Source organism: Rhodococcus sp. KRD197, from assembly GCF_017168235.1.
GTDB lineage: Bacteria > Actinomycetota > Actinomycetes > Mycobacteriales > Mycobacteriaceae > Rhodococcoides.
This window is the reverse complement of sequence record NZ_JABFAO010000002.1, coordinates 575,082-592,007: the sequence shown is the minus strand read 5'-3', so window position 1 is coordinate 592,007 and position 16,926 is coordinate 575,082. Positions and strand designations below refer to the sequence as shown.

At 64.5% G+C, this 16,926-nt stretch carries 18 protein-coding genes and 1 pseudogene; 10 read left to right on the top strand and 9 right to left on the bottom strand.

The annotated features are described in order from the left end of the window. Positions 1 to 93: 93 nt before the first annotated feature. On the top strand, positions 94 to 471 hold the full coding sequence (locus J1M86_RS04995) for an SHOCT domain-containing protein (protein WP_075838515.1): 378 nt from the start codon (positions 94 to 96) through the stop codon (positions 469 to 471). Here J1M86_RS04995 and J1M86_RS04990 read toward each other — a convergent pair. After that, on the bottom strand, positions 449 to 1,351 hold the full coding sequence (locus J1M86_RS04990; RefSeq protein WP_075838473.1) for a LysR family transcriptional regulator: 903 nt from the start codon (positions 1,349 to 1,351) through the stop codon (positions 449 to 451). The two genes, J1M86_RS04995 and J1M86_RS04990, sit on opposite strands and share 23 nt — an antisense overlap. 72 nt (positions 1,352 to 1,423) lie before the next feature. On the opposite strand from J1M86_RS04990, the gene J1M86_RS04985 reads away from it, so the two are divergent. Then, on the top strand, positions 1,424 to 2,332 hold the full coding sequence (locus J1M86_RS04985; RefSeq protein WP_206509019.1) for an EamA family transporter: 909 nt from the start codon (positions 1,424 to 1,426) through the stop codon (positions 2,330 to 2,332). Positions 2,333 to 2,360: 28 nt separating this feature from the next. On the opposite strand, the gene J1M86_RS04980 is transcribed toward J1M86_RS04985, so the two are convergent. Next, positions 2,361 to 2,744 (bottom strand): nuclear transport factor 2 family protein, encoded by a 384-nt coding sequence (locus tag J1M86_RS04980; RefSeq protein WP_075838474.1) that lies wholly within the window; start codon positions 2,742 to 2,744, stop codon positions 2,361 to 2,363. A gap of 94 nt (positions 2,745 to 2,838) precedes the next feature. On the opposite strand from J1M86_RS04980, the gene J1M86_RS04975 reads away from it, so the two are divergent. Both J1M86_RS04975 and J1M86_RS04970 read left to right on the top strand, forming a co-directional pair. Beyond that, positions 2,839 to 4,104 (top strand): MurT ligase domain-containing protein, encoded by a 1,266-nt coding sequence (locus tag J1M86_RS04975; protein WP_075838475.1) that lies wholly within the window; start codon positions 2,839 to 2,841, stop codon positions 4,102 to 4,104. After that, complete coding sequence (locus J1M86_RS04970) at positions 4,097 to 4,807, top strand: type 1 glutamine amidotransferase (protein ID WP_075838476.1); 711 nt, start codon at positions 4,097 to 4,099, stop codon at positions 4,805 to 4,807. The genes J1M86_RS04975 and J1M86_RS04970 overlap by 8 nt, the downstream gene beginning before the upstream one ends. A gap of 18 nt (positions 4,808 to 4,825) precedes the next feature. Here the strand turns inward: J1M86_RS04970 and J1M86_RS04965 are convergent, their stop codons facing one another. From J1M86_RS04965 to J1M86_RS04950, 4 genes are all read right to left on the bottom strand, one after another. Next, positions 4,826 to 5,848 carry a type IV toxin-antitoxin system AbiEi family antitoxin domain-containing protein gene (locus tag J1M86_RS04965; protein WP_206509018.1) on the bottom strand — a complete coding sequence of 341 codons (1,023 nt, stop codon included), beginning with the start codon at positions 5,846 to 5,848 and terminating at the stop codon, positions 4,826 to 4,828. A 114-nt stretch (positions 5,849 to 5,962) separates the two neighbouring features. Continuing rightward, positions 5,963 to 6,580 carry a recombination mediator RecR gene (gene recR / locus J1M86_RS04960; protein ID WP_206509017.1) on the bottom strand — a complete coding sequence of 206 codons (618 nt, stop codon included), beginning with the start codon at positions 6,578 to 6,580 and terminating at the stop codon, positions 5,963 to 5,965. Between the two features lie 10 nt (positions 6,581 to 6,590). Next, a complete protein-coding gene (locus J1M86_RS04955) occupies positions 6,591 to 6,932 on the bottom strand; it encodes a YbaB/EbfC family nucleoid-associated protein (protein WP_075838479.1) in 342 nt (113 codons plus the stop codon). A gap of 77 nt (positions 6,933 to 7,009) precedes the next feature. After that, entirely contained in the window at positions 7,010 to 7,630 is a 621-nt protein-coding gene (locus tag J1M86_RS04950; protein ID WP_241259555.1) for a siderophore-interacting protein, read from the bottom strand. Positions 7,631 to 7,840: 210 nt separating this feature from the next. On the opposite strand from J1M86_RS04950, the gene J1M86_RS04945 reads away from it, so the two are divergent. Further along, on the top strand, positions 7,841 to 8,488 hold the full coding sequence (locus tag J1M86_RS04945) for a hypothetical protein (protein WP_230557336.1): 648 nt from the start codon (positions 7,841 to 7,843) through the stop codon (positions 8,486 to 8,488). On the opposite strand, the gene J1M86_RS04940 is transcribed toward J1M86_RS04945, so the two are convergent. Then, positions 8,485 to 8,919 carry an SRPBCC family protein gene (locus tag J1M86_RS04940; RefSeq protein ID WP_206509155.1) on the bottom strand — a complete coding sequence of 145 codons (435 nt, stop codon included), beginning with the start codon at positions 8,917 to 8,919 and terminating at the stop codon, positions 8,485 to 8,487. The two genes, J1M86_RS04945 and J1M86_RS04940, sit on opposite strands and share 4 nt — an antisense overlap. Positions 8,920 to 9,194: 275 nt before the next feature. Between J1M86_RS04940 and J1M86_RS04935 the strand changes: the two genes are divergently transcribed. Together J1M86_RS04935 and J1M86_RS04930 are read left to right on the top strand one after the other, a co-directional pair. Further along, positions 9,195 to 10,631 carry an FAD-binding oxidoreductase gene (locus J1M86_RS04935; RefSeq protein WP_241259656.1) on the top strand — a complete coding sequence of 479 codons (1,437 nt, stop codon included), beginning with the start codon at positions 9,195 to 9,197 and terminating at the stop codon, positions 10,629 to 10,631. Continuing rightward, a complete protein-coding gene (locus tag J1M86_RS04930) occupies positions 10,628 to 11,944 on the top strand; it encodes a class I SAM-dependent methyltransferase (protein WP_075838482.1) in 1,317 nt (438 codons plus the stop codon). Before J1M86_RS04935 ends, J1M86_RS04930 begins: the two co-directional genes overlap by 4 nt. Positions 11,945 to 12,013: 69 nt before the next feature. On the opposite strand, the gene J1M86_RS04925 is transcribed toward J1M86_RS04930, so the two are convergent. Then, positions 12,014 to 12,946: an oxygenase MpaB family protein gene (locus J1M86_RS04925; RefSeq protein ID WP_075838483.1), complete on the bottom strand. Its 933-nt coding sequence runs from the start codon at positions 12,944 to 12,946 to the stop codon at positions 12,014 to 12,016. 51 nt (positions 12,947 to 12,997) lie between these two features. Here J1M86_RS04925 and J1M86_RS04920 point away from each other — a divergent pair, with 51 nt between their 5' ends. From J1M86_RS04920 to J1M86_RS04910, 3 genes and pseudogenes are all read left to right on the top strand, one after another. Continuing rightward, positions 12,998 to 13,576 carry a TetR/AcrR family transcriptional regulator gene (locus J1M86_RS04920; protein WP_206509014.1) on the top strand — a complete coding sequence of 193 codons (579 nt, stop codon included), beginning with the start codon at positions 12,998 to 13,000 and terminating at the stop codon, positions 13,574 to 13,576. A 31-nt stretch (positions 13,577 to 13,607) separates the two neighbouring features. Further along, positions 13,608 to 13,868: an acyl-CoA-binding protein gene (locus J1M86_RS04915; RefSeq protein WP_075838484.1), complete on the top strand. Its 261-nt coding sequence runs from the start codon at positions 13,608 to 13,610 to the stop codon at positions 13,866 to 13,868. 42 nt (positions 13,869 to 13,910) lie between these two features. After that, positions 13,911 to 16,193 (top strand): annotated as a pseudogene (locus J1M86_RS04910) (FdhF/YdeP family oxidoreductase); the annotation flags it as partial. 30 nt (positions 16,194 to 16,223) lie between these two features. Here the strand turns inward: J1M86_RS04910 and J1M86_RS04905 are convergent. After that, a complete protein-coding gene (locus tag J1M86_RS04905) occupies positions 16,224 to 16,892 on the bottom strand; it encodes a GntR family transcriptional regulator (RefSeq protein ID WP_206509012.1) in 669 nt (222 codons plus the stop codon). Positions 16,893 to 16,926 lie beyond the last annotated feature (34 nt).

The following is a 16,926-nucleotide window of genomic DNA, read 5'->3' as shown; positions in this document are numbered from 1 at the left end:
CCTCGATCTCACCTGTTTCGGATGATGATCTTGACCCCGCCACGGTGCGACTATTGCGCTGGATCTTTCACCAGCGGAAATGGAGCTGTCATCGTGGACTCGTTCTGGGATTTTTTGTGGCTCATCATCGTGAGCTTCGCGTTCATCGCGTACCTCATGGTGCTCTTCTCGATCATCGGCGATCTGTTCCGGGACCACAAGAGCTCGGGCTGGGTCAAGGCCATCTGGGTGTTCTTCCTCATTGTTGCTCCGTTCCTGACCGCGTTGATCTACCTCATCGCCAAGGGTGACGGCATGTCCAAGCGTCAGGTCGCGGCCATGCAGGAAGCGAAGGACGAGCAGGACCAGTACATCAGGCAGGTCGCGGGACGCACGTCGGCCGAGGAGATCGCGCACGCCAAGACGCTGCTGGACAAGGGAACCATCACCGAAGAGGAATTCGGACAGCTCAAGGCAAAGGCGTTGCAGTAGCGGCCACCTCACCACGAAAGGCCTCTATCACCGCGGACACCGCCGGGAGTGCACGCGCACCGGGCCGGGTCGCCAGTTCGTAGATCCGACCGGCCCGCACTCCGGACAGCGGCAGCCGCACCAGCGAGGGGTGCACCACGGCGTAGCGCGGCAACAGCGCTACGCCGTGTCCGCGCGCAACGAGCTCCTCGGTGACACGAAAGTCGTTGATACGCTGCACCACCCGCGGTGCGACGCCGGTCGCTGCGGCGACCGACAGCAGGACGTCGTCGACGGGGAATCCGCCGCGAACGCTGATCCACCTTTCGTCGGCGAGCTGGCGTACATCGACCGAATCCTGGCCGGCCAGGCGATGACCCGCAGGGAGCACGAGATCGATCGGCTCCCGCATCAGCGCCGTCACCTCGATTCGGGGACCAGCGGTGGCGGGCGCACGCTCGTCTCGATGCGTCAGTACGACGTCGTAATCGGCGAGCAAGACCGGGACGGCAGAGGCGGGCACATCCTCGTCGCTGGCGTCGAGGAGGATCTCGCTGCCCAGCAGTCGCTCGAACACGCCCGGCAGCAACAGGGCCGCACCCGAGGGGAAGAGTGCCACGCGCACGCGTCCACGAGGTGAGGCGCTGTAGGAGGCCATCTCGGCAGCCGCGCGATCGAGCGCAGCGAGAACCTCGTCGGCACGCAATACGAGCGCTCGACCGGCGTCGGTCAGTCGCAGCCGTCGACCGTCCGGTTCCAGCAACTTCACGCCGGCCTCTTTGGCTAGCAGCTTGAGTTGCTGCGACACGGCCGACGGTGTCAACGACAGTGCTGCGGCCGTCGCGCCCACGGTGCCGCGGTCGGCCAACTCGCGCAGGATGCGTAGACGCTCGAGGTTCATGTAGAGAATCTTAAGTGTCATTGCACTTTTATTCGATTGTCCTGATGCATGCTGGCATCCACCATGGATCACGTGAACACACGCGACCGCCTCCTCGGACTGACCGTCGCCGTGCTGTGGGGACTGAACTTCCTCGCCATCCGCGTCGGACTCGACCACTTCCCACCGTTCTTCTTCGCTGGACTGCGCTTCCTGGTCATCGCCGTCCCCGTACTCCTTTTCGTGCGACGCCCCGACGTCCCGATCAAGTGGCTGCTGCTGTACGGCTTCGGATTCGGATTCGCCCAGTTCGCATTCCTCTTCGCCGCGATGAACGCCGGCATGCCCACCGGTCTCGCCTCCCTCGTGCTGCAATCCTCGGCACCGTTCACCATCGTTCTCGGCGCGCTTCTACTGCGGGAACACGTGAGCCGACGCCAGATCCTCGGTATCACCATCGCCATCGCCGGTATGTGTCTCATCGGATACGACCGCTCGCAGGCAGCCTCACTCGTTCCCGTTGTCCTGACGCTGCTCGCGGGACTGGGCTGGGCTTTCGGCAACCTGGGCAACCGCCTGGCGAAGTCGACCGAACCGATGCGACTGATGTTGTGGATGTGCGTCGTCCCGCCGATCCCGATGCTCGCCCTGTCCGCAGCCACCGAGGGACCGACAACGGGGTGGCGCGCGCTCGCAGAGTCGTTCAGCGCAACCGGGTGGCCCGCGCTTGCCGGACTGGCCTACATCGTGCTCGTGGGCACCATCGCTGGATCAGGCCTGTGGACCGTGCTCATCAGCCGCAACCCCGCTGGAGTCGTCGCACCGTTCTCACTGCTGGTCCCCGTCGTCGGAATCGGGGCGGCGTGGATATTCCTGGCCGAGATACCCACCGTGCTGTCACTGATCGGGGCAGCCGTCGTCATCGTCGGAAGCGTGGGAGGAATGGCAAGCAGGCGCGCCGCCGCAGCCCCCGCGCCGTTGGCCGAGCCACTGCGGGTGTGATGTCGCTGACTGCGATCTGGGCGTTCCGTCAGTTTCCAGAAAGCTGGACCAGATCCTCGGGCGACCAATACGCCCGCATCGATGTGATTCTGCCGTCGTCGTCGAATTCCATCACGTCGATGGGCGCCACTTCGAACGTGTTCTCCCCGAATTTGGACACCAGCCTGAAGTGGAAAGCCGCAGAGTTGGAAGCGATCTTGCACGCGAGAAGTTCCGCCGACTGCTCCAAGGGCTCCAGAACCGCGTAGAACTCCCTGATCGCCTGCTCGGTCGTCCTGACCTCGGTACCGACCGGATCTTCCACGGTCGCTCCATCGGCGTACAGGGCAAGAATGTCATCGACGGTCCCGTGCGCGACGGCCTGGACATAGGCGTCGACGGTCTTACGGACGACATCGGCAGCTGGGACCATGCGAGTTCCTTTCTAGAACCTGTTTCAGTCAACATAGCGGGTGGCGCCACATTACGAGGAGAGTCGAGCCGGATGTTTGTGCCAGACTCGGCGCATGGTTCGAACGGGTGAGCGCAGAGCGGCAATCGGTGCGCGCGGCCGATTGGCGCTGCGGGCGGCGGAAGCAGCGAGGTGGGCGTCACGCAAGGCGGGACGCGGCAAAGGATCGATGATCGGCGGCCTCGTCGCCCTCAAAATCGACCCGGACATCCTCACCGGGCTCGGATCGGGGCGTCGTACCGTCGTCATCACCGGAACCAACGGCAAATCGACGACGACGAGGATGGCCGCTGCCGCACTCGCCACGCTCGGCGAGGTCGCCACGCAGGCCGACGGAGCGAACATGGATGCCGGCATCGTCGCGGCTCTGCACGCCAACTTCGACGCACCGCTCGCCGCGCTCGAAGTCGACGAACTCCACGTACCGCACGTGTGCGACGCCGTCTCACCCGCGGCCGTCGTCCTACTCAACCTCAGCCGCGATCAGCTCGACCGTGTCGGCGAGATCAACATGATCGAACGGAAGCTCCGCGCCGGGCTGGCGCGGCACCCCGAGACCGTCGTCATCGCCAACTGCGATGACGTCCTGGTCACCTCGGCCGCCTACGACGCCCCCAATGTCGTCTGGGTGGCGGCCGGTGGCGGCTGGGCCGGCGACTCGGTCAGCTGCCCGCGCACCGGCGAACCCATCGTCTGGGACGGCGCGCACTGGTACAGCACCGGATCGGATTTCCAGCGGCCGGAACCGGACTGGTGGCTCGACGACGACTATCTCTACGGCCCCGACGGGCTGAAGATCCCGATGACATTGGCGCTGCCGGGCCGGGCGAACCGCGGCAACGCAGCCCAGGCCGTCGCCGCCGCAGTGACGCTCGGCACCGCGCCGTCCGATGCCGTCGCGGCCGCAGCAGGCGTCGAGGAAGTCGCGGGCCGATACTCCACAGTTCAATACGGATCGCACTCGGTGCGGTTGCTCCTGGCGAAAAATCCCGCCGGGTGGCAGGAGGCCCTGTCGATGATCGACCCCACCGTGGACGGTCTCGTGATCGCCGTCAACGGGCAGGTCCCCGACGGGGAGGATCTGTCGTGGTTGTGGGACGTGCGCTTCGAGCACTTCGAGAACGTGGCCGTCGTCGCCTCCGGTGAGCGTGCCACCGATCTCGGCGTGCGGTTGCTCTACGCCGGTTCGCCGCACACCACCGTCGCGGACCCGCTCGCTGCCATCGCATCCTGTCCGCCGGGACGCGTCGAGGTTTTGGCCAACTACACCGCGTTCCGCGACCTCGGGCGCGCACTCGCACGCGAGGTGAGCGATGTCTGAGTCCACTGTCCGCATCGGTCTCGTGCTACCCGACGTCATGGGTACCTACGGGGACAACGGCAACGCCCTGATCCTGCGCCAGCGGTTGCGCATGCGCGATATCGACGCCGAAGTCGTGCACATCACGCTCAACGATCCGGTTCCGGAATCGTGCGACGTCTACACCCTGGGCGGAGCCGAGGATTCAGCGCAACGCCTGGCCACCCGCCACCTGACGAAGTATCCCGGGCTGCAGAAAGCGGCGGAGCGGGGCGTTCCGGTTCTCGCGATCTGCGCGGCGATCCAGGTACTCGGGCACTGGTACGAGACCTCCGCGGGTGAACGCGTGGACGGCATCTCGATGTTCGATGTCACCACCGCACCGCAGGAGAAGCGATCCATCGGGGAGGTCGTGAGCGAACCTTTCCTCGACGGTCTGAGCGCAAAGCTCACCGGGTTCGAGAACCACCGCGGTGGAACCACTCTCGGCCTCGACGCAGCTCCGCTGGCGAAGGTCACCTCCGGTGTGGGCAACGGCGTCGGCGACGGACGCGAGGGCGTCGTGCAGGGGTCGGTGATCGGCACGTACATGCACGGCCCCGTGCTCGCGCGGAATCCGGAACTGGCGGACTACCTGCTGGAGAAGGCCCTGGGCACCCGGTTGGCGCCCCTTGATCTGCCGGAGGTAACCCAGCTCCGGAGGGAGCGGCTCCGCCACATGTGAGTGGAAGTACATAGCCCGCTATGTACTTTCACTCACATGCGCGCAGCGCCTGCAGGGAAAAGACACATCACTCCATCCCTCCCGCACGAGCACTGCCCGGACCTCCCCGTAGACCGCGCAGGGATCCTTCGTCACGTCGTCCCAGCCGTAGGCCAGGCGCGGAAGGTTGCGCAACTCGGCTGAGTTGTCCCGCCTGCGGTCTCGGAATCTTCGCTGCTTCGCGCTGTGGAAGGCCTGGCCGTCGAGCCTGACGATGAGCCCGAACTGCTCGTAGAGCACATCCTCGAACAGAACGCGGCCATCGACATGATGGGGCGCCTGACGCGTCGCCGTCGGAAGTCCGTGCGCCTGTTCGACGTCGAGGACATACCTGTGTTCGAGGACGGAATGCACCCCTTCGCCGAGCAGGACGACAGTGTCGAACAGCGCTCGCCGGTAGCGCCGAGGCCGACGAAGCTCGAGTTTGCGGCGCATGAGGTCCACCGACACAGCACCCGAGGCCATCGCCGACACCATGCAGATCATCGCCTCTCTGGCTGTCGGTTGGGCCACCGCGAGGTCCAGGACGGTATCGGGTTTGCCAGTTCGCAGCGGGTTCGTGTCGGCTCCGATGTGTGCCATGGCTCGCGACCTGTGCACCTCGACGCCCGGATGGATGACCTCGTGCGCAGTGGCTGTGAATCTTCGATCTGCGTGGCGCAACGTCGGCGGCTGACTGATCGCGGAGCAGCCGTACGGGACCGTCACGTGTACCGGCCCCTCCGTCGGTCGTGAGATCCCCCATGCCTCGGCTGCGGTGTCATGGCTCAACAGTGCTCTCGGCCCCGCGTAGAGGAGAGCCGCCGACAACTGCATCTCGCGCGTCAGCGGGCCGTTCGTGACGGCGAAGACTCCCCGGAAGACTCGCAGCCATTGGCCGGTCTCGACCGCGTGTCTGATCGACTCACGGTTCTCGCCCAGACCGTAGAGCTGCCGGGTCGTCAGGATGCCGCATTGCTCGTCGAGATATTCCTGCAAGCGGCCGCTCGGTCTGGTGTCCATGAAGGCACAGCATGCCCGACGGGCGGGCCGCCCGAGGGCGCAAATCGCCGGTTATCCACAGCCTGTGGATAACCGGATGTGAGTGGAAATACTTGTCCTGCTATGTATTTCCACTCACATGCCGCGGAGCGGCCTACGACCCGTCAATGCCCGGCCCAGGGTGAGCTCGTCGGCGAACTCGAGGTCGCCGCCCATCGGCAGACCGGAGGCGAGTCGGGTGATGGACAGCCCGGGGAAATCGCGCATCGTCCGGACGAGATAGGTGGCGGTCGCTTCACCCTCGGTGTTGGGATCGGTGGCGATGATGACCTCCGCGACATCTACCCCGTCGTCCTGGTTTCCGAGTCGGATCAGCAGTTCTCGGATGCGGAGTTGATCAGGCCCCACTCCGTTCAGCGGATCGAGCGCGCCGCCGAGCACGTGGTAGCGGCCCTTGAACTCGCGCGTGCGTTCCACTGCCTGAACGTCCTTGGGTTCTTCCACGACGCAGATGATGCTGCGGTCGCGGCGCGGATCGGCGCAGATCCGGCACAGCTCCTTGTCCGATACCGTGCCGCACATGGTGCAGAACTGGACGCCGTCCCGCACTCGCTGCAGCGCCTTGATCAGCCGCTCGACCTCCGGCGGTTCTACGCCCAGGAGGTGAAAGGCGATGCGCTGAGCGCTTTTCGGGCCTACACCCGGCATCTTGCCGAGTTCGTCTATCAGATCCTGAACAGGACCTTCGTACACGCGGTGCGCCCTAGAAGCCGGGAAGGCCGAGCGAACCCCCGCCGAGCCCACCCGCCAGCGGACCCAGCTTCTCAGCAGCCAATGCTGATGCCGACTTCGATGCGTCGGCCACTGCTCCGATGATCAGGTCCTGCAGGGTCTCGACATCGTCGGGGTCGACCACCTTGGGGTCGATGGAAAGTCCGACGAGCTCGCCGGTTCCCCTCACCGTCGCAGAGACCAGTCCGCCGCCTGCTTGCCCGGTCACCTCGGTGCCGGCGATCTCGGCCTGTGCCGCCATCAACTGCTGCTGCATCTGCTGCGCCTGCGCCATGATGGACGCCATGTCGGGCTGCTGGTCACCGGGTTGCACTGGTGGTCCTCTCGGTCGGTAGTTCGCTCGCTACGCCGCCCACCGTTTTCGGGGCGCCCGCACGCGTGAGCACCAGCCTAACTGCGCCGCTGGCCGGCGTTGTCCGCCCAGTATCCGAAGACCCTCGTGTCGGACTCGGGGAGCCCTGCGGCGAGGCACGTTGCCCGGATCTCGTCCATCCTGCGGGTCTCTCCGGCAGCCCAGACGGTGGCGCTCGAGTCCAGTTCCACTCGGCGCGCCGCGGTGACGAGCGGGTCGAAACCCATGTCGACATGGAAGCTGACGACCCCGACTCCGGCCACGACGGGCAGATCGGCGATATGGCGGGGGTCCCGGGTGTCCAGCCACATCGTGCCCGGCACCCCTGCCGGCCACTGGGCGAGGATCGCGCGAACTGCGGAGATCGACGACTCGTCGGCGAAGATCAGCACTCGACGTCCGTCGGCGAAGTTCGGCATGTATCCCACATCGGGCTGGGCAAGACGCGTCCGGGATCCGATCTCGACCGAATCGAGCCACTTGTTCATGATCGTGCTCTCGGGGCCGGGAGTGAGATCGAGTTCGAGGATTCCACGTTCGGCGTCGTAGCGACGAACGGTGTAGTCGACACGAGAACAACCCGGAAAATGCAGCCACGTCGCGATGGCCTCTTCGTCCCAGCTCGGTTCCAGTGTCACCGAGGTGAGCATGGACGTCATCCGTACCAGTCCTGGTCGCGGTCGGTGCATCGCAAGTGTCTGCAGTGTCGGCACGGCTGATTCGGCAGACCGATCGGGCAGCTCCATACTGGCCCCCCTCGGTTCGCGGACCGCTCGCTCGAGCACCATTGAAGCTTGCCATGAACTGCTCGCGCCCGCGGGGTTCACTCGACAAGGCCGCGATGAGGCCTGCCGTCGTATGCTGCGTGTATGCACGACCCGAAGCCGCTCCGAGCGTCGCGTCGTCGGGTGACTCCGGAGAGCCTCATCGAGGCGGGGATCGAACTCACCCTGCCGAAGGTCACCGTCAAGGCCATGGCCGAGAAGATCGGCGTGAGCATCGTCGCGATCTACAACCACATCGAGGGCGTCGAGACGCTCCGCACGCTCATCGCCGAGGAAATTCTGGCGCGCTGGCAATTTCCCATGCCTACCGAGGCCGACACGCTCGAAGAGGCGCTGATGCACATGAGCGTGGAGCTGCGGGCTCTCGTGCACCGCAATCCTGGTATCGCCCGCTACCTGCTAGACCTCGATGCCGACTCACCCAACGCGCTGGCTCGAATAGATGCCGTCGAGCAGCGGTACGCCACCCTGTTCGAGTTGAATCCGATGCAGGCGCGTTGGGCGGTGAGCACGGTGTCCGAACACGCGATCGCCTTGGCCGAGATGATTCACACACCGAACCGGCGATCCGAGGACAGCGAAGCCATGTTGGCGCGCACCGACCTGACGCTCATTCCGTTGACCGTCGACGGAAAGGTACGCGACTCGGACACGGAGTTCGAGTGGTCGATGCGTGCCGTCATCATGGGTACCGCGGTCGTCATCGGCCACCCGCGGTTCGCAACCTATTAGTGGACGTGCTTTTCCAGGTTGGTCAGCGTCTGCGCTTGGATCGCGTTCAGTCCGCGCGGCGCGAAAATCTTTTCGAAGAAGCCCCCGATACCGCCCGCACCATCCCATTCGGTCAGCACGGTGACCTCGCTTCCTGAACCCGACGGGGCGACGGTCCAGGTGGTGACCAGGGACGAGTTCGCGTCCCGTTCGACTATCTGCATACCCTCGACCGTCACGGACATCTTCATGTTTCGCGAACGCTTGGAGGTGGCCTGCAGAATCCACTGGACGACAGTTCCGGATCCCTGCCCGCCTTCCACGACGGCGTAATCACGGTATTGCTCGGGCAGGATGCGGGGACGAACGGTCTCGTAGTCTGCGAGCGCCGCCAGAACTCGGTCCGGTGCCTGAGCAATGGTCTTCGACGTGCTGGCCGTAACTTTTCCCACTGACATGTCTCCCTAGATCGTGTGCTGCTGTTGGTTCTGCGTCCATCCTGCCCTTCTCGTGGCAGAGCGGAAACCGAGCAGGCGAGTGGGTGTGACATGCTTCACCAAATATTTTTAGCAGTGCAAATGACTTGCATGTTTCATGCATCTGCGCATCAAATGTCCGTTTCTACACGGAGTCTCGAACAACATTTGGGTGAAGTTTCGCTCGCCGTCGCACATTCTCGGTAGCCCGCACCGGGCAGCGGCGATAGCGTCTCCCTGTGGCTCCTGCATTGGCACTACCGAGACGACGATCCGCTCCTCGCGAATGCGGCTTCGCCGCGCATCGCGCCGGCGTCGAACGGCTGCTCGACAGTTACCGAGCGATCCCGGCGGACGCAACCGTCCGGCTCGCGAAGAAGACATCCAACCTCTTTCGCGCCCGCGCCGAACCGACCGCACCTGGGCTCGACGTATCGGGGCTGACGACGGTCATCGCGGTCGATGCCCAGAACAGGACCGCCGACGTCGCCGGCATGTGCACCTACGAGGACCTCGTCGCTGCCACCCTCCCCTACGGTCTGGCTCCACTCGTCGTACCCCAGCTCAAGACCATCACACTCGGCGGCGCCGTTACCGGCCTCGGAATCGAGAGCACGTCCTTTCGTAACGGACTTCCACACGAATCGGTCCTCGAGATGGACGTGCTCACCGGTAGTGGAGAGATCGTCACCGCGACACCCGACGGCGACCACTCCGCATTGTTCTGGGGCTTTCCCAACTCGTACGGCACGCTCGGATACGCGACGCGGCTGAAGATCCGACTCGAACCTGTGCTGCCGTATGTCGCACTGCGACACCTCCGGTTTCACGATCTCGACAGCATGCAGCAGGCGATGGACGAGATCGCCTCGGACCGGTCCTACGACGGCGTCGACGTCCATTACCTCGACGGCGTGGTCTTCTCGGAAAGCGAGAGCTACCTGACGCTCGGCATCCAGACCGCCGCGACGGGTCCCGTGTCCGATTATCGCTCCGGATCCGAGATCTACTACCGCTCGATTCAGCACGACGGCAATGCACCCAAGACGGACCGTCTGACAATCCACGATTACCTGTGGCGGTGGGACACGGACTGGTTCTGGTGCTCGCGCGCATTCGGCACCCAGAACCCCAGAATTCGACGCTTCTGGCCCACCAAGTATCGCCGGTCGAGCTTCTACTGGAAACTCGTTGCGCTCGACCGGAAGTACGACATCGCCGACCGCCTCGAGGCCCGCAAGGGCAACCCGCCACGTGAGCGCGTCGTCCAGGACGTCGAGGTGCCCATCGAGAACACCGCATCGTTCCTGCGGTGGTTCCTCGACGAAGTTCCGATCGAACCGCTGTGGCTGTGCCCGCTGAGGCTTCGCGAACCGGCGCCGCCGGGCGCCGACGCCGCACGCCCGTGGCCCCTCTACCCCCTCGAACCGAAACGAACCTACGTCAATATCGGGTTCTGGTCCTCGGTCCCCGTCGTTGCCGGTGAACCCGAAGGCGCCACCAACCGGGCCATCGAACACAAGGTCACCCATTTCGACGGACACAAGTCGCTCTACTCGGATGCGTATTACACCGAGGCGGAATTCTCCGAACTGTACGGCGGCGAAAGAAGCGCGGAGCTGAAGAAAAGGTACGACCCTCATTCACGGTTATCGACCATGTATGCAAAGGCGGTGCTAAGAAAATGACGACGTTCAAAGAACCCACTGCACGAGATGTGACCCGCGCCCACAAGCTCACCATCTCGGAGATTCTCGAAACCCTTTCCGAGGGCAACATCCCCCTGCGCTTCACCGCGTACGACGGTAGCGCCGCCGGGCCCGAGGACGCCGCTATCGGCCTCAACCTCAATTCCCCACGCGGGACGACCTACCTCGTTACCGCACCCGGCGATCTCGGCATGGCGCGGGCCTACGTCTCCGGCGACCTCGAACCCGTCGGAGTTCACCCCGGCGACCCGTACGACATGCTGCGACTGATCAGCGACGAACTGCACTTTCGACGCCCCGGTGCACTGACGTTGGCATCGATCACTCGGTCGCTCGGGTGGGATCTGCTTCGGCCCATCGCACCACCGCCGCAGGAGGTGGTACCGCGGTGGCGTCGGATCGCGGAAGGCCTGCGCCACTCCAAGACTCGTGACGCCGATTCGATCTCGCATCACTACGATGTCTCCAACACCTTCTACGAGTACGTGCTCGGGCCGTCGATGACGTACACCTGCGCGACGTACACCTCCCCCGAGGACACTCTCGAGGCCGCGCAGGAGAACAAGTATCGACTCGTCTTCGAGAAGCTGGGCCTGAAGGAGGGCGATCGACTTCTCGATATCGGTTGCGGCTGGGGCGGAATGGTTCGCTACGCCGCACGTCGCGGGGTTCGGGCGATCGGTGCCACGCTGTCGAAGGAGCAGGCGGCGTGGGCGCAGAAGGCCATCGCGGACGAAGGGCTGTCAGATCTGGCCGAGGTTCGTTTCTCGGACTATCGCGACGTCACCGAGACCGAGTTCGACGCGGTCTCCTCCATCGGACTCACCGAACATATCGGCGTGCACAACTACCCGGCGTATTTCGGGTCGATCAAGTCCAAGCTTCGGGTCGGTGGCCGGGTGCTCAACCATTGCATCACCCGCCCGGACAACCGTGCCCATGCGCGCGCCGGATCGTTCATCGACCGATATGTCTTCCCCGATGGTGAGCTCACGGGCTCGGGTCGCATCATCACCGAGATGCAGGATGTGGGGCTGGAAGTTCGGCACGAGGAGAATCTCCGCGAGCACTACGCGCTCACCCTGAAAGCGTGGTGCGAGAACCTGGTGGAGAACTGGGACGCCTGCGTCGCCGAAGCCGGTGTGGGCACCGCACGTGTGTGGGGTCTGTACATGGCCGGATCGCGGCTCGGATTCGAACGCAACGTCGTTCAGCTGCACCAGGTGCTGGGCGTCAAGCTCGGCAGCAAGGGCGAGGCAGATTTGCCACTGCGCCCCTGGTGGGAGGGGTAAGGCGGCTCCGCCGCATGTGAGCGGAAATACATAGCTGGCTATGTATTTCCACTCACATGCGCGAAGCGCCTAAGGGCTGTAGTGCTTCGGATCGTTGCGTGAGGCCAGCGGCGGGAGATTGCGCGCGGGCGTCTGCGGCAGCGGTGAGTCGGCGGCCACTCGGCCGAGCGCTCGATCCCAACCTGCCCGGCCGCGTGGATGCATGCGGTAGCGCGGCGGCACCAGCTTGAAGATCGCATCGACCACTTTGCCGGTGATACGGAACAACCGCTCGTCGCGCGCGGTCCAGGTGTAGCCCAACAGATCGCGCACCGGTTGCTCGTACAACCCGACGGTGAGCCAGACGAACCCTCGGGCGATCGGCCTGCGAAAAACGGACCACACGCGCTCGGGCATCCACAACGCATAGGGCGGCGGGCCCAGGTTCGACAGATCCAGCACGTCGCGGGTGGCCTTGTTGTCCTCGAGCACCTCGGTGCACATGTGCCTCCAGTACTCCTGGAAATCCTCCCAGGTCTGTGGCACCGGTTTCATGCTCATGCCGTAGAGCCGGTACCACTGGATGTGCTCGGTGAACAGTTGCCGTTTCTGCGCCTCGGTGAGGCCTCCCATGAAGTGGTCGGCGGTGAGGATCGTGCCCATGAAGAATGTGGCATGGGCCCAGTAGAAGGTGTCGGGATCGAGCGCATGGTAGCGCCGCCCCTTCGCGTCGACGCCCTTGATGTTGTCGTGGTAGCCACGTACCTGCAGGGCTGTCTGCTCCGCTCGATCGCCGTCGAACACCACTCCCCCGATGGGATACAGCGATCGGTACAGCCGTTGCCACCGCTCGTCGAAGAAGATCGAGTGCTGCTCGACGCCGGCTCCGAGGCCGGGGTGCATGTTCTGCATCGACCCAGCCCAGATGCCCTGCAGCATCCCCCTCCAGTCTCCGAAGTACTTCCATGTCAGCGATTCCGGCCCCAGAGGCACCGGTCGCTCGCCACCCGACTGACTACGCATGTTGTCAGACTATGATCTGACAACACCTGTAGTCAATGGCTTGGGAGAACGGTGAATCTCGACGAACGACGACAACGACGACACGAAGCACTGCTCACCGCGGGTGTGGCCTTGCTCGGAGCCAGCGATGGACCGTCGGTCTCCGTCCGCGCGGCATGCCGCAGCGCCGGGCTCACCGAGCGATACTTCTACGAGAGCTTCGCCGACCGCGACGCCTACGTTCGCGCCGTCTACGCCCACGTCGGCGAACAGGCTCGCACCGCCATCGCCGCTGCCGCTGCAAGCGAACCGGCCGATATCCCCGAGGCCGCTGTTCGCGCATTCGTCGAACTGGTCCTCGATCACCCCAGCGTCGGACGTGTCCTGTTGTTGGCACCGCTGACCGAGCCCGCCATCGGAGGCAGCGGCCTCGCGTTGGTTCCCAGCTTCGTCGAACTGGTGCGACCACACCTGAGTGCCGGTGACGACGACGAGCGACACCTCGTCGCGGTCGGTGTCGTCGGCGCCCTGACGGCTTTGTTCGTCGGCTATCTCGACGGCACCATCACCACCGCGCGCGAGAAATTTCTCGCGCATTGCGTGCGACTCGTCGCCGACGCCGGTGCACGTCCATCGACCTCCGTGCCATGATCGACACACCCGACACTCAAGGAGCACACACATGTCCGATCTCGACGCGGCTTTCCAGCAGGCACAGGTGGACGTCAAGACCCTGACGTCCAAGCCCAGCAACGACGATCTGCTGCGCCTGTACTCGTTGTTCAAGCAGGGCACGAAAGGCGATGTCGACGGCAAACGGCCGGGTAGATTGGACATGGTAAACCGCGCCAAGTACGACGCCTGGGCGAAACTCGAAGGTACGAGCCAAGATTCCGCCAAGCAGTCGTACATCGACCTGGTTACTGGCCTTCTCGGCAAGTAAGCAGGGCCACTGCGCGCGGACCCGGACTCGAAAAGGATCGGTATGCGCATTCACGACGAGGCCGACTCTGCGCAAAGCGGGTCCGGCGACGAGGCCCGGTTGCGCGTGGAGAAGCCCAAGACGCACGCTGCGGGGCCCGTCGCCGTTGCCGTCTCGCTCAAGCGGGCACTGGGCCACATGGGCCCGCTGCGCACCGCGAGGACACTCCTCGATCTCAATCAGGCCGAGGGTTTCGACTGCATGAGCTGCGCGTGGCCCGACCCGGACCCGGGCCACCGCCACGCCGCCGAGTTCTGCGAGAACGGCGCCAAGGCAGTCGCCGAGGAAGCAACCACCACGCGGGCCACGCCGGAGTTCTTCGCGCGACACAGCATCGACGATCTCGACGCGCGGTCCGAACACTGGCTCGGCCAGCAGGGACGCATCACGCATCCGATGGTCAAACGCCCCGGCGGCCGCTTCTACGAACCCATCGCATGGGAAGATGCGTTCTCCCTGATCGGTGATCAGCTTCGGGCCCTCGACAGTCCGGACGAGGCAATTTTCTACACCTCCGGGCGGGCGTCGAACGAGTCCGCGTTCGTCTACCAGCTTTTCGCTCGCGCGTTCGGGACCAACAATCTGCCGGATTGTTCCAACATGTGTCACGAGTCGACCTCGGTTGCACTGCAGGAAACCATCGGAATCGGCAAGGCCAGCGTCACCCTGGACGATGTCTACGACGCCCAGCTCATCGTCATAGCCGGCCAGAATCCGGGCACCAATCATCCCCGCATGCTGTCCGCTCTCGAGAAGGCGAAGCAGAACGGCGCGAGAATTCTGACGATCAATCCGCTGCGCGAGGCCGGACTGGTCAATTTCAAGAATCCTCAGACTCCGCGTGGGATGGTCGGTCCCGGAACCGATCTATCCGATTTTCACCTACCGATCAGGGGCAACGGTGACCTCGCTCTGTTCCAGGCCATCGGGTCACTGCTGGTCGAGTGGGACGCCATCGATCACGAGTTCGTCGAGCAGTACACGACGGGCTTCGAGAGATGGCGGTCCAATGTCACCGCCGTCGACTGGGACGTCGTCACCACATCGACAGGGCTGACCCGGCAACAGATCACCGAAGCCGCGCAGATGCTGCGCGAGTCCACGGCCACAGTCTTCTGCTGGGCGATGGGGCTGACACAGCACCGCAACGCCGTCGCCACCATCAAGGAAGTCACCAATCTCGCGTTCGCGCAGGGCAACATCGGCAAGCGCGGCGCAGGGCTGCTCCCGGTTCGGGGGCACTCGAATGTGCAGGGCGACCGCACGATGGGTATTTGGGAGCGCGTGCCGAAACATTTCCTCGACGCCCTGGAGAAAGAGTTCGGATTCGACCCACCTCGCGAGCACGGTCTCGACACCGTGGATTCGATTCGGGCGATGCGCGACGGCAAGGCGCGGTTCTTTCTCGGCCTGGGCGGCAATTTCGTGCAGGCGACACCGGACTCGAATGTCACGTTCGACGCGATGCGTGGCCTGCGGATGACGGTGCACATTTCCACAAAGATCAATCGCTCGCACCTGGTCACCGGGGATACCGCGCTCATTCTGCCGACGCTGGGACGCACCGAGAAGGATGTGCAGAAGTCCGGCGAGCAGTGGATCTCCGTGGAGGATTCGACATGCTCGGTGCATTCTTCACGCGGGCCATTGAAGCCTGCGAGCGAGAATCTGAAGTCCGAGGTCGCTATTGTCACCGGCATCGCCGAGGCAACGCTGGGTGACCGCCACGGCATTGCTTGGAAAGCCATGCGGGAGGACTACCGGAGCATCCGCGCACATATCTCGCGAGTGGTGAAGGGCTGCGATGGCTACGAGGTCAACGTGCGACGCCCCGGCGGGTTCGTGCTTCCGCATCCGCCCCGTGACTCACGCACGTTCGACACCGCCTCCGGCAAGGCTGAATTCACGACCTCGCCGATCGAGGTGCTTCATGTGCCGGAGGGGCATCTGCTGCTCCAGACGTTGCGAAGCCACGATCAGTTCAACACGACCATCTACGGTCTGAGCGATCGCTACCGCGGGATCGAGGGCGGTAGGCGCGTGGTGTTCGTCCACCGCGAGGACATTGCCGCGCTGGGTTTGCGTGACGGCGAGATGGTCGATCTGGTCACCAGGTGGGAGGGCGACAAGCTCGAACGACGCGCGTCGAGGTTCCGGATTGTCGAGTACGACACTCCACGCGGGTGCGTCGCCGCATACTACCCGGAGACCAACCCACTGGTCCCGCTCGACTCGACTGCGGTCGGTAGCAACTGCCCTACGTCGAAGTCCGTGGTGATCGAGATGGTTCCCTCCCGTTCCGCCGACTCGGACTGATCAGGTCCAGACGCCCGTCTGTTCGAGGTGGGCGATCAAGCGCTCGGCTCCGTCGGTGAACTGGCTACGCATCAGCTCACCGACTGCGCCGTGATCACCGCGCGTGAATGCCGAGAGCAGGGCGTCATGATTGCGGACGGACTCGCGGCCCCACGCCGGATCCGCGGCGTACAGCCTCGCCGGGGTGTATCGGATCGCGCCGAAGAGGAACCACGCGAGTTTCGGTCCACCGGCAAGTCTGTTGATGAAGCGATGGAACTCGAACTCGCAGGATTCGACGGCGTCCGCGTCTGCTCTCGCGACGGCCTCGCGGACGCGGTCGTTGAGACCCGACAGCTGCTCGATCTGGGCCGCGGTGATGACCCGCGCCGCGCGACGTGCCAGCGTGCTGGCGATGGTGCCCTGGAGCCAAAAGATGTCCTCGACATCCTCGCGGCGTAGCTCGCCCACGCGATAGCCGCGCCGCGGGATCTGCTCGACCAGCCCTTCACCACGCAGGGTGACCAGCGCCTCCCGCACGGGGGTTGCGCTGACGCCGAGTTCGGCTGCGGTGTCCTCGATTCGGACGAACGAGCCGGGGCGCAGCGCGCCGGACATGATCTGACTGCGGAGGTGCCCCGCGACTTCCTCGGACAGTTGGGGCCTGCGAAGCAGCACGGTCGCCGTCACGGTCCGTCGGTCGTGCCGACGACGGGTGTAACCC

What these genes read in the sequence shown, in the direction of transcription:
- J1M86_RS04990 (WP_075838473.1), bottom strand. Translation starts at nt 1,351, where the DNA reads ATGAACCTCGAGCGTCTACGCATCCTGCGCGAGTTGGCCGACCGCGGC.
- J1M86_RS04980 (WP_075838474.1), bottom strand. Translation starts at nt 2,744, where the DNA reads ATGGTCCCAGCTGCCGATGTCGTCCGTAAGACCGTCGACGCCTATGTC.
- J1M86_RS04975 (WP_075838475.1), top strand. Translation starts at nt 2,839, where the DNA reads ATGGTTCGAACGGGTGAGCGCAGAGCGGCAATCGGTGCGCGCGGCCGA.
- J1M86_RS04970 (WP_075838476.1), top strand. Translation starts at nt 4,097, where the DNA reads ATGTCTGAGTCCACTGTCCGCATCGGTCTCGTGCTACCCGACGTCATG.
- J1M86_RS04965 (WP_206509018.1), bottom strand. Translation starts at nt 5,848, where the DNA reads ATGGACACCAGACCGAGCGGCCGCTTGCAGGAATATCTCGACGAGCAA.
- J1M86_RS04950 (WP_241259555.1), bottom strand. Translation starts at nt 7,630, where the DNA reads ATGACGTCCATGCTCACCTCGGTGACACTGGAACCGAGCTGGGACGAA.
- J1M86_RS04945 (WP_230557336.1), top strand. Translation starts at nt 7,841, where the DNA reads ATGCACGACCCGAAGCCGCTCCGAGCGTCGCGTCGTCGGGTGACTCCG.
- J1M86_RS04930 (WP_075838482.1), top strand. Translation starts at nt 10,628, where the DNA reads ATGACGACGTTCAAAGAACCCACTGCACGAGATGTGACCCGCGCCCAC.
- J1M86_RS04925 (WP_075838483.1), bottom strand. Translation starts at nt 12,946, where the DNA reads ATGCGTAGTCAGTCGGGTGGCGAGCGACCGGTGCCTCTGGGGCCGGAA.
- J1M86_RS04915 (WP_075838484.1), top strand. Translation starts at nt 13,608, where the DNA reads ATGTCCGATCTCGACGCGGCTTTCCAGCAGGCACAGGTGGACGTCAAG.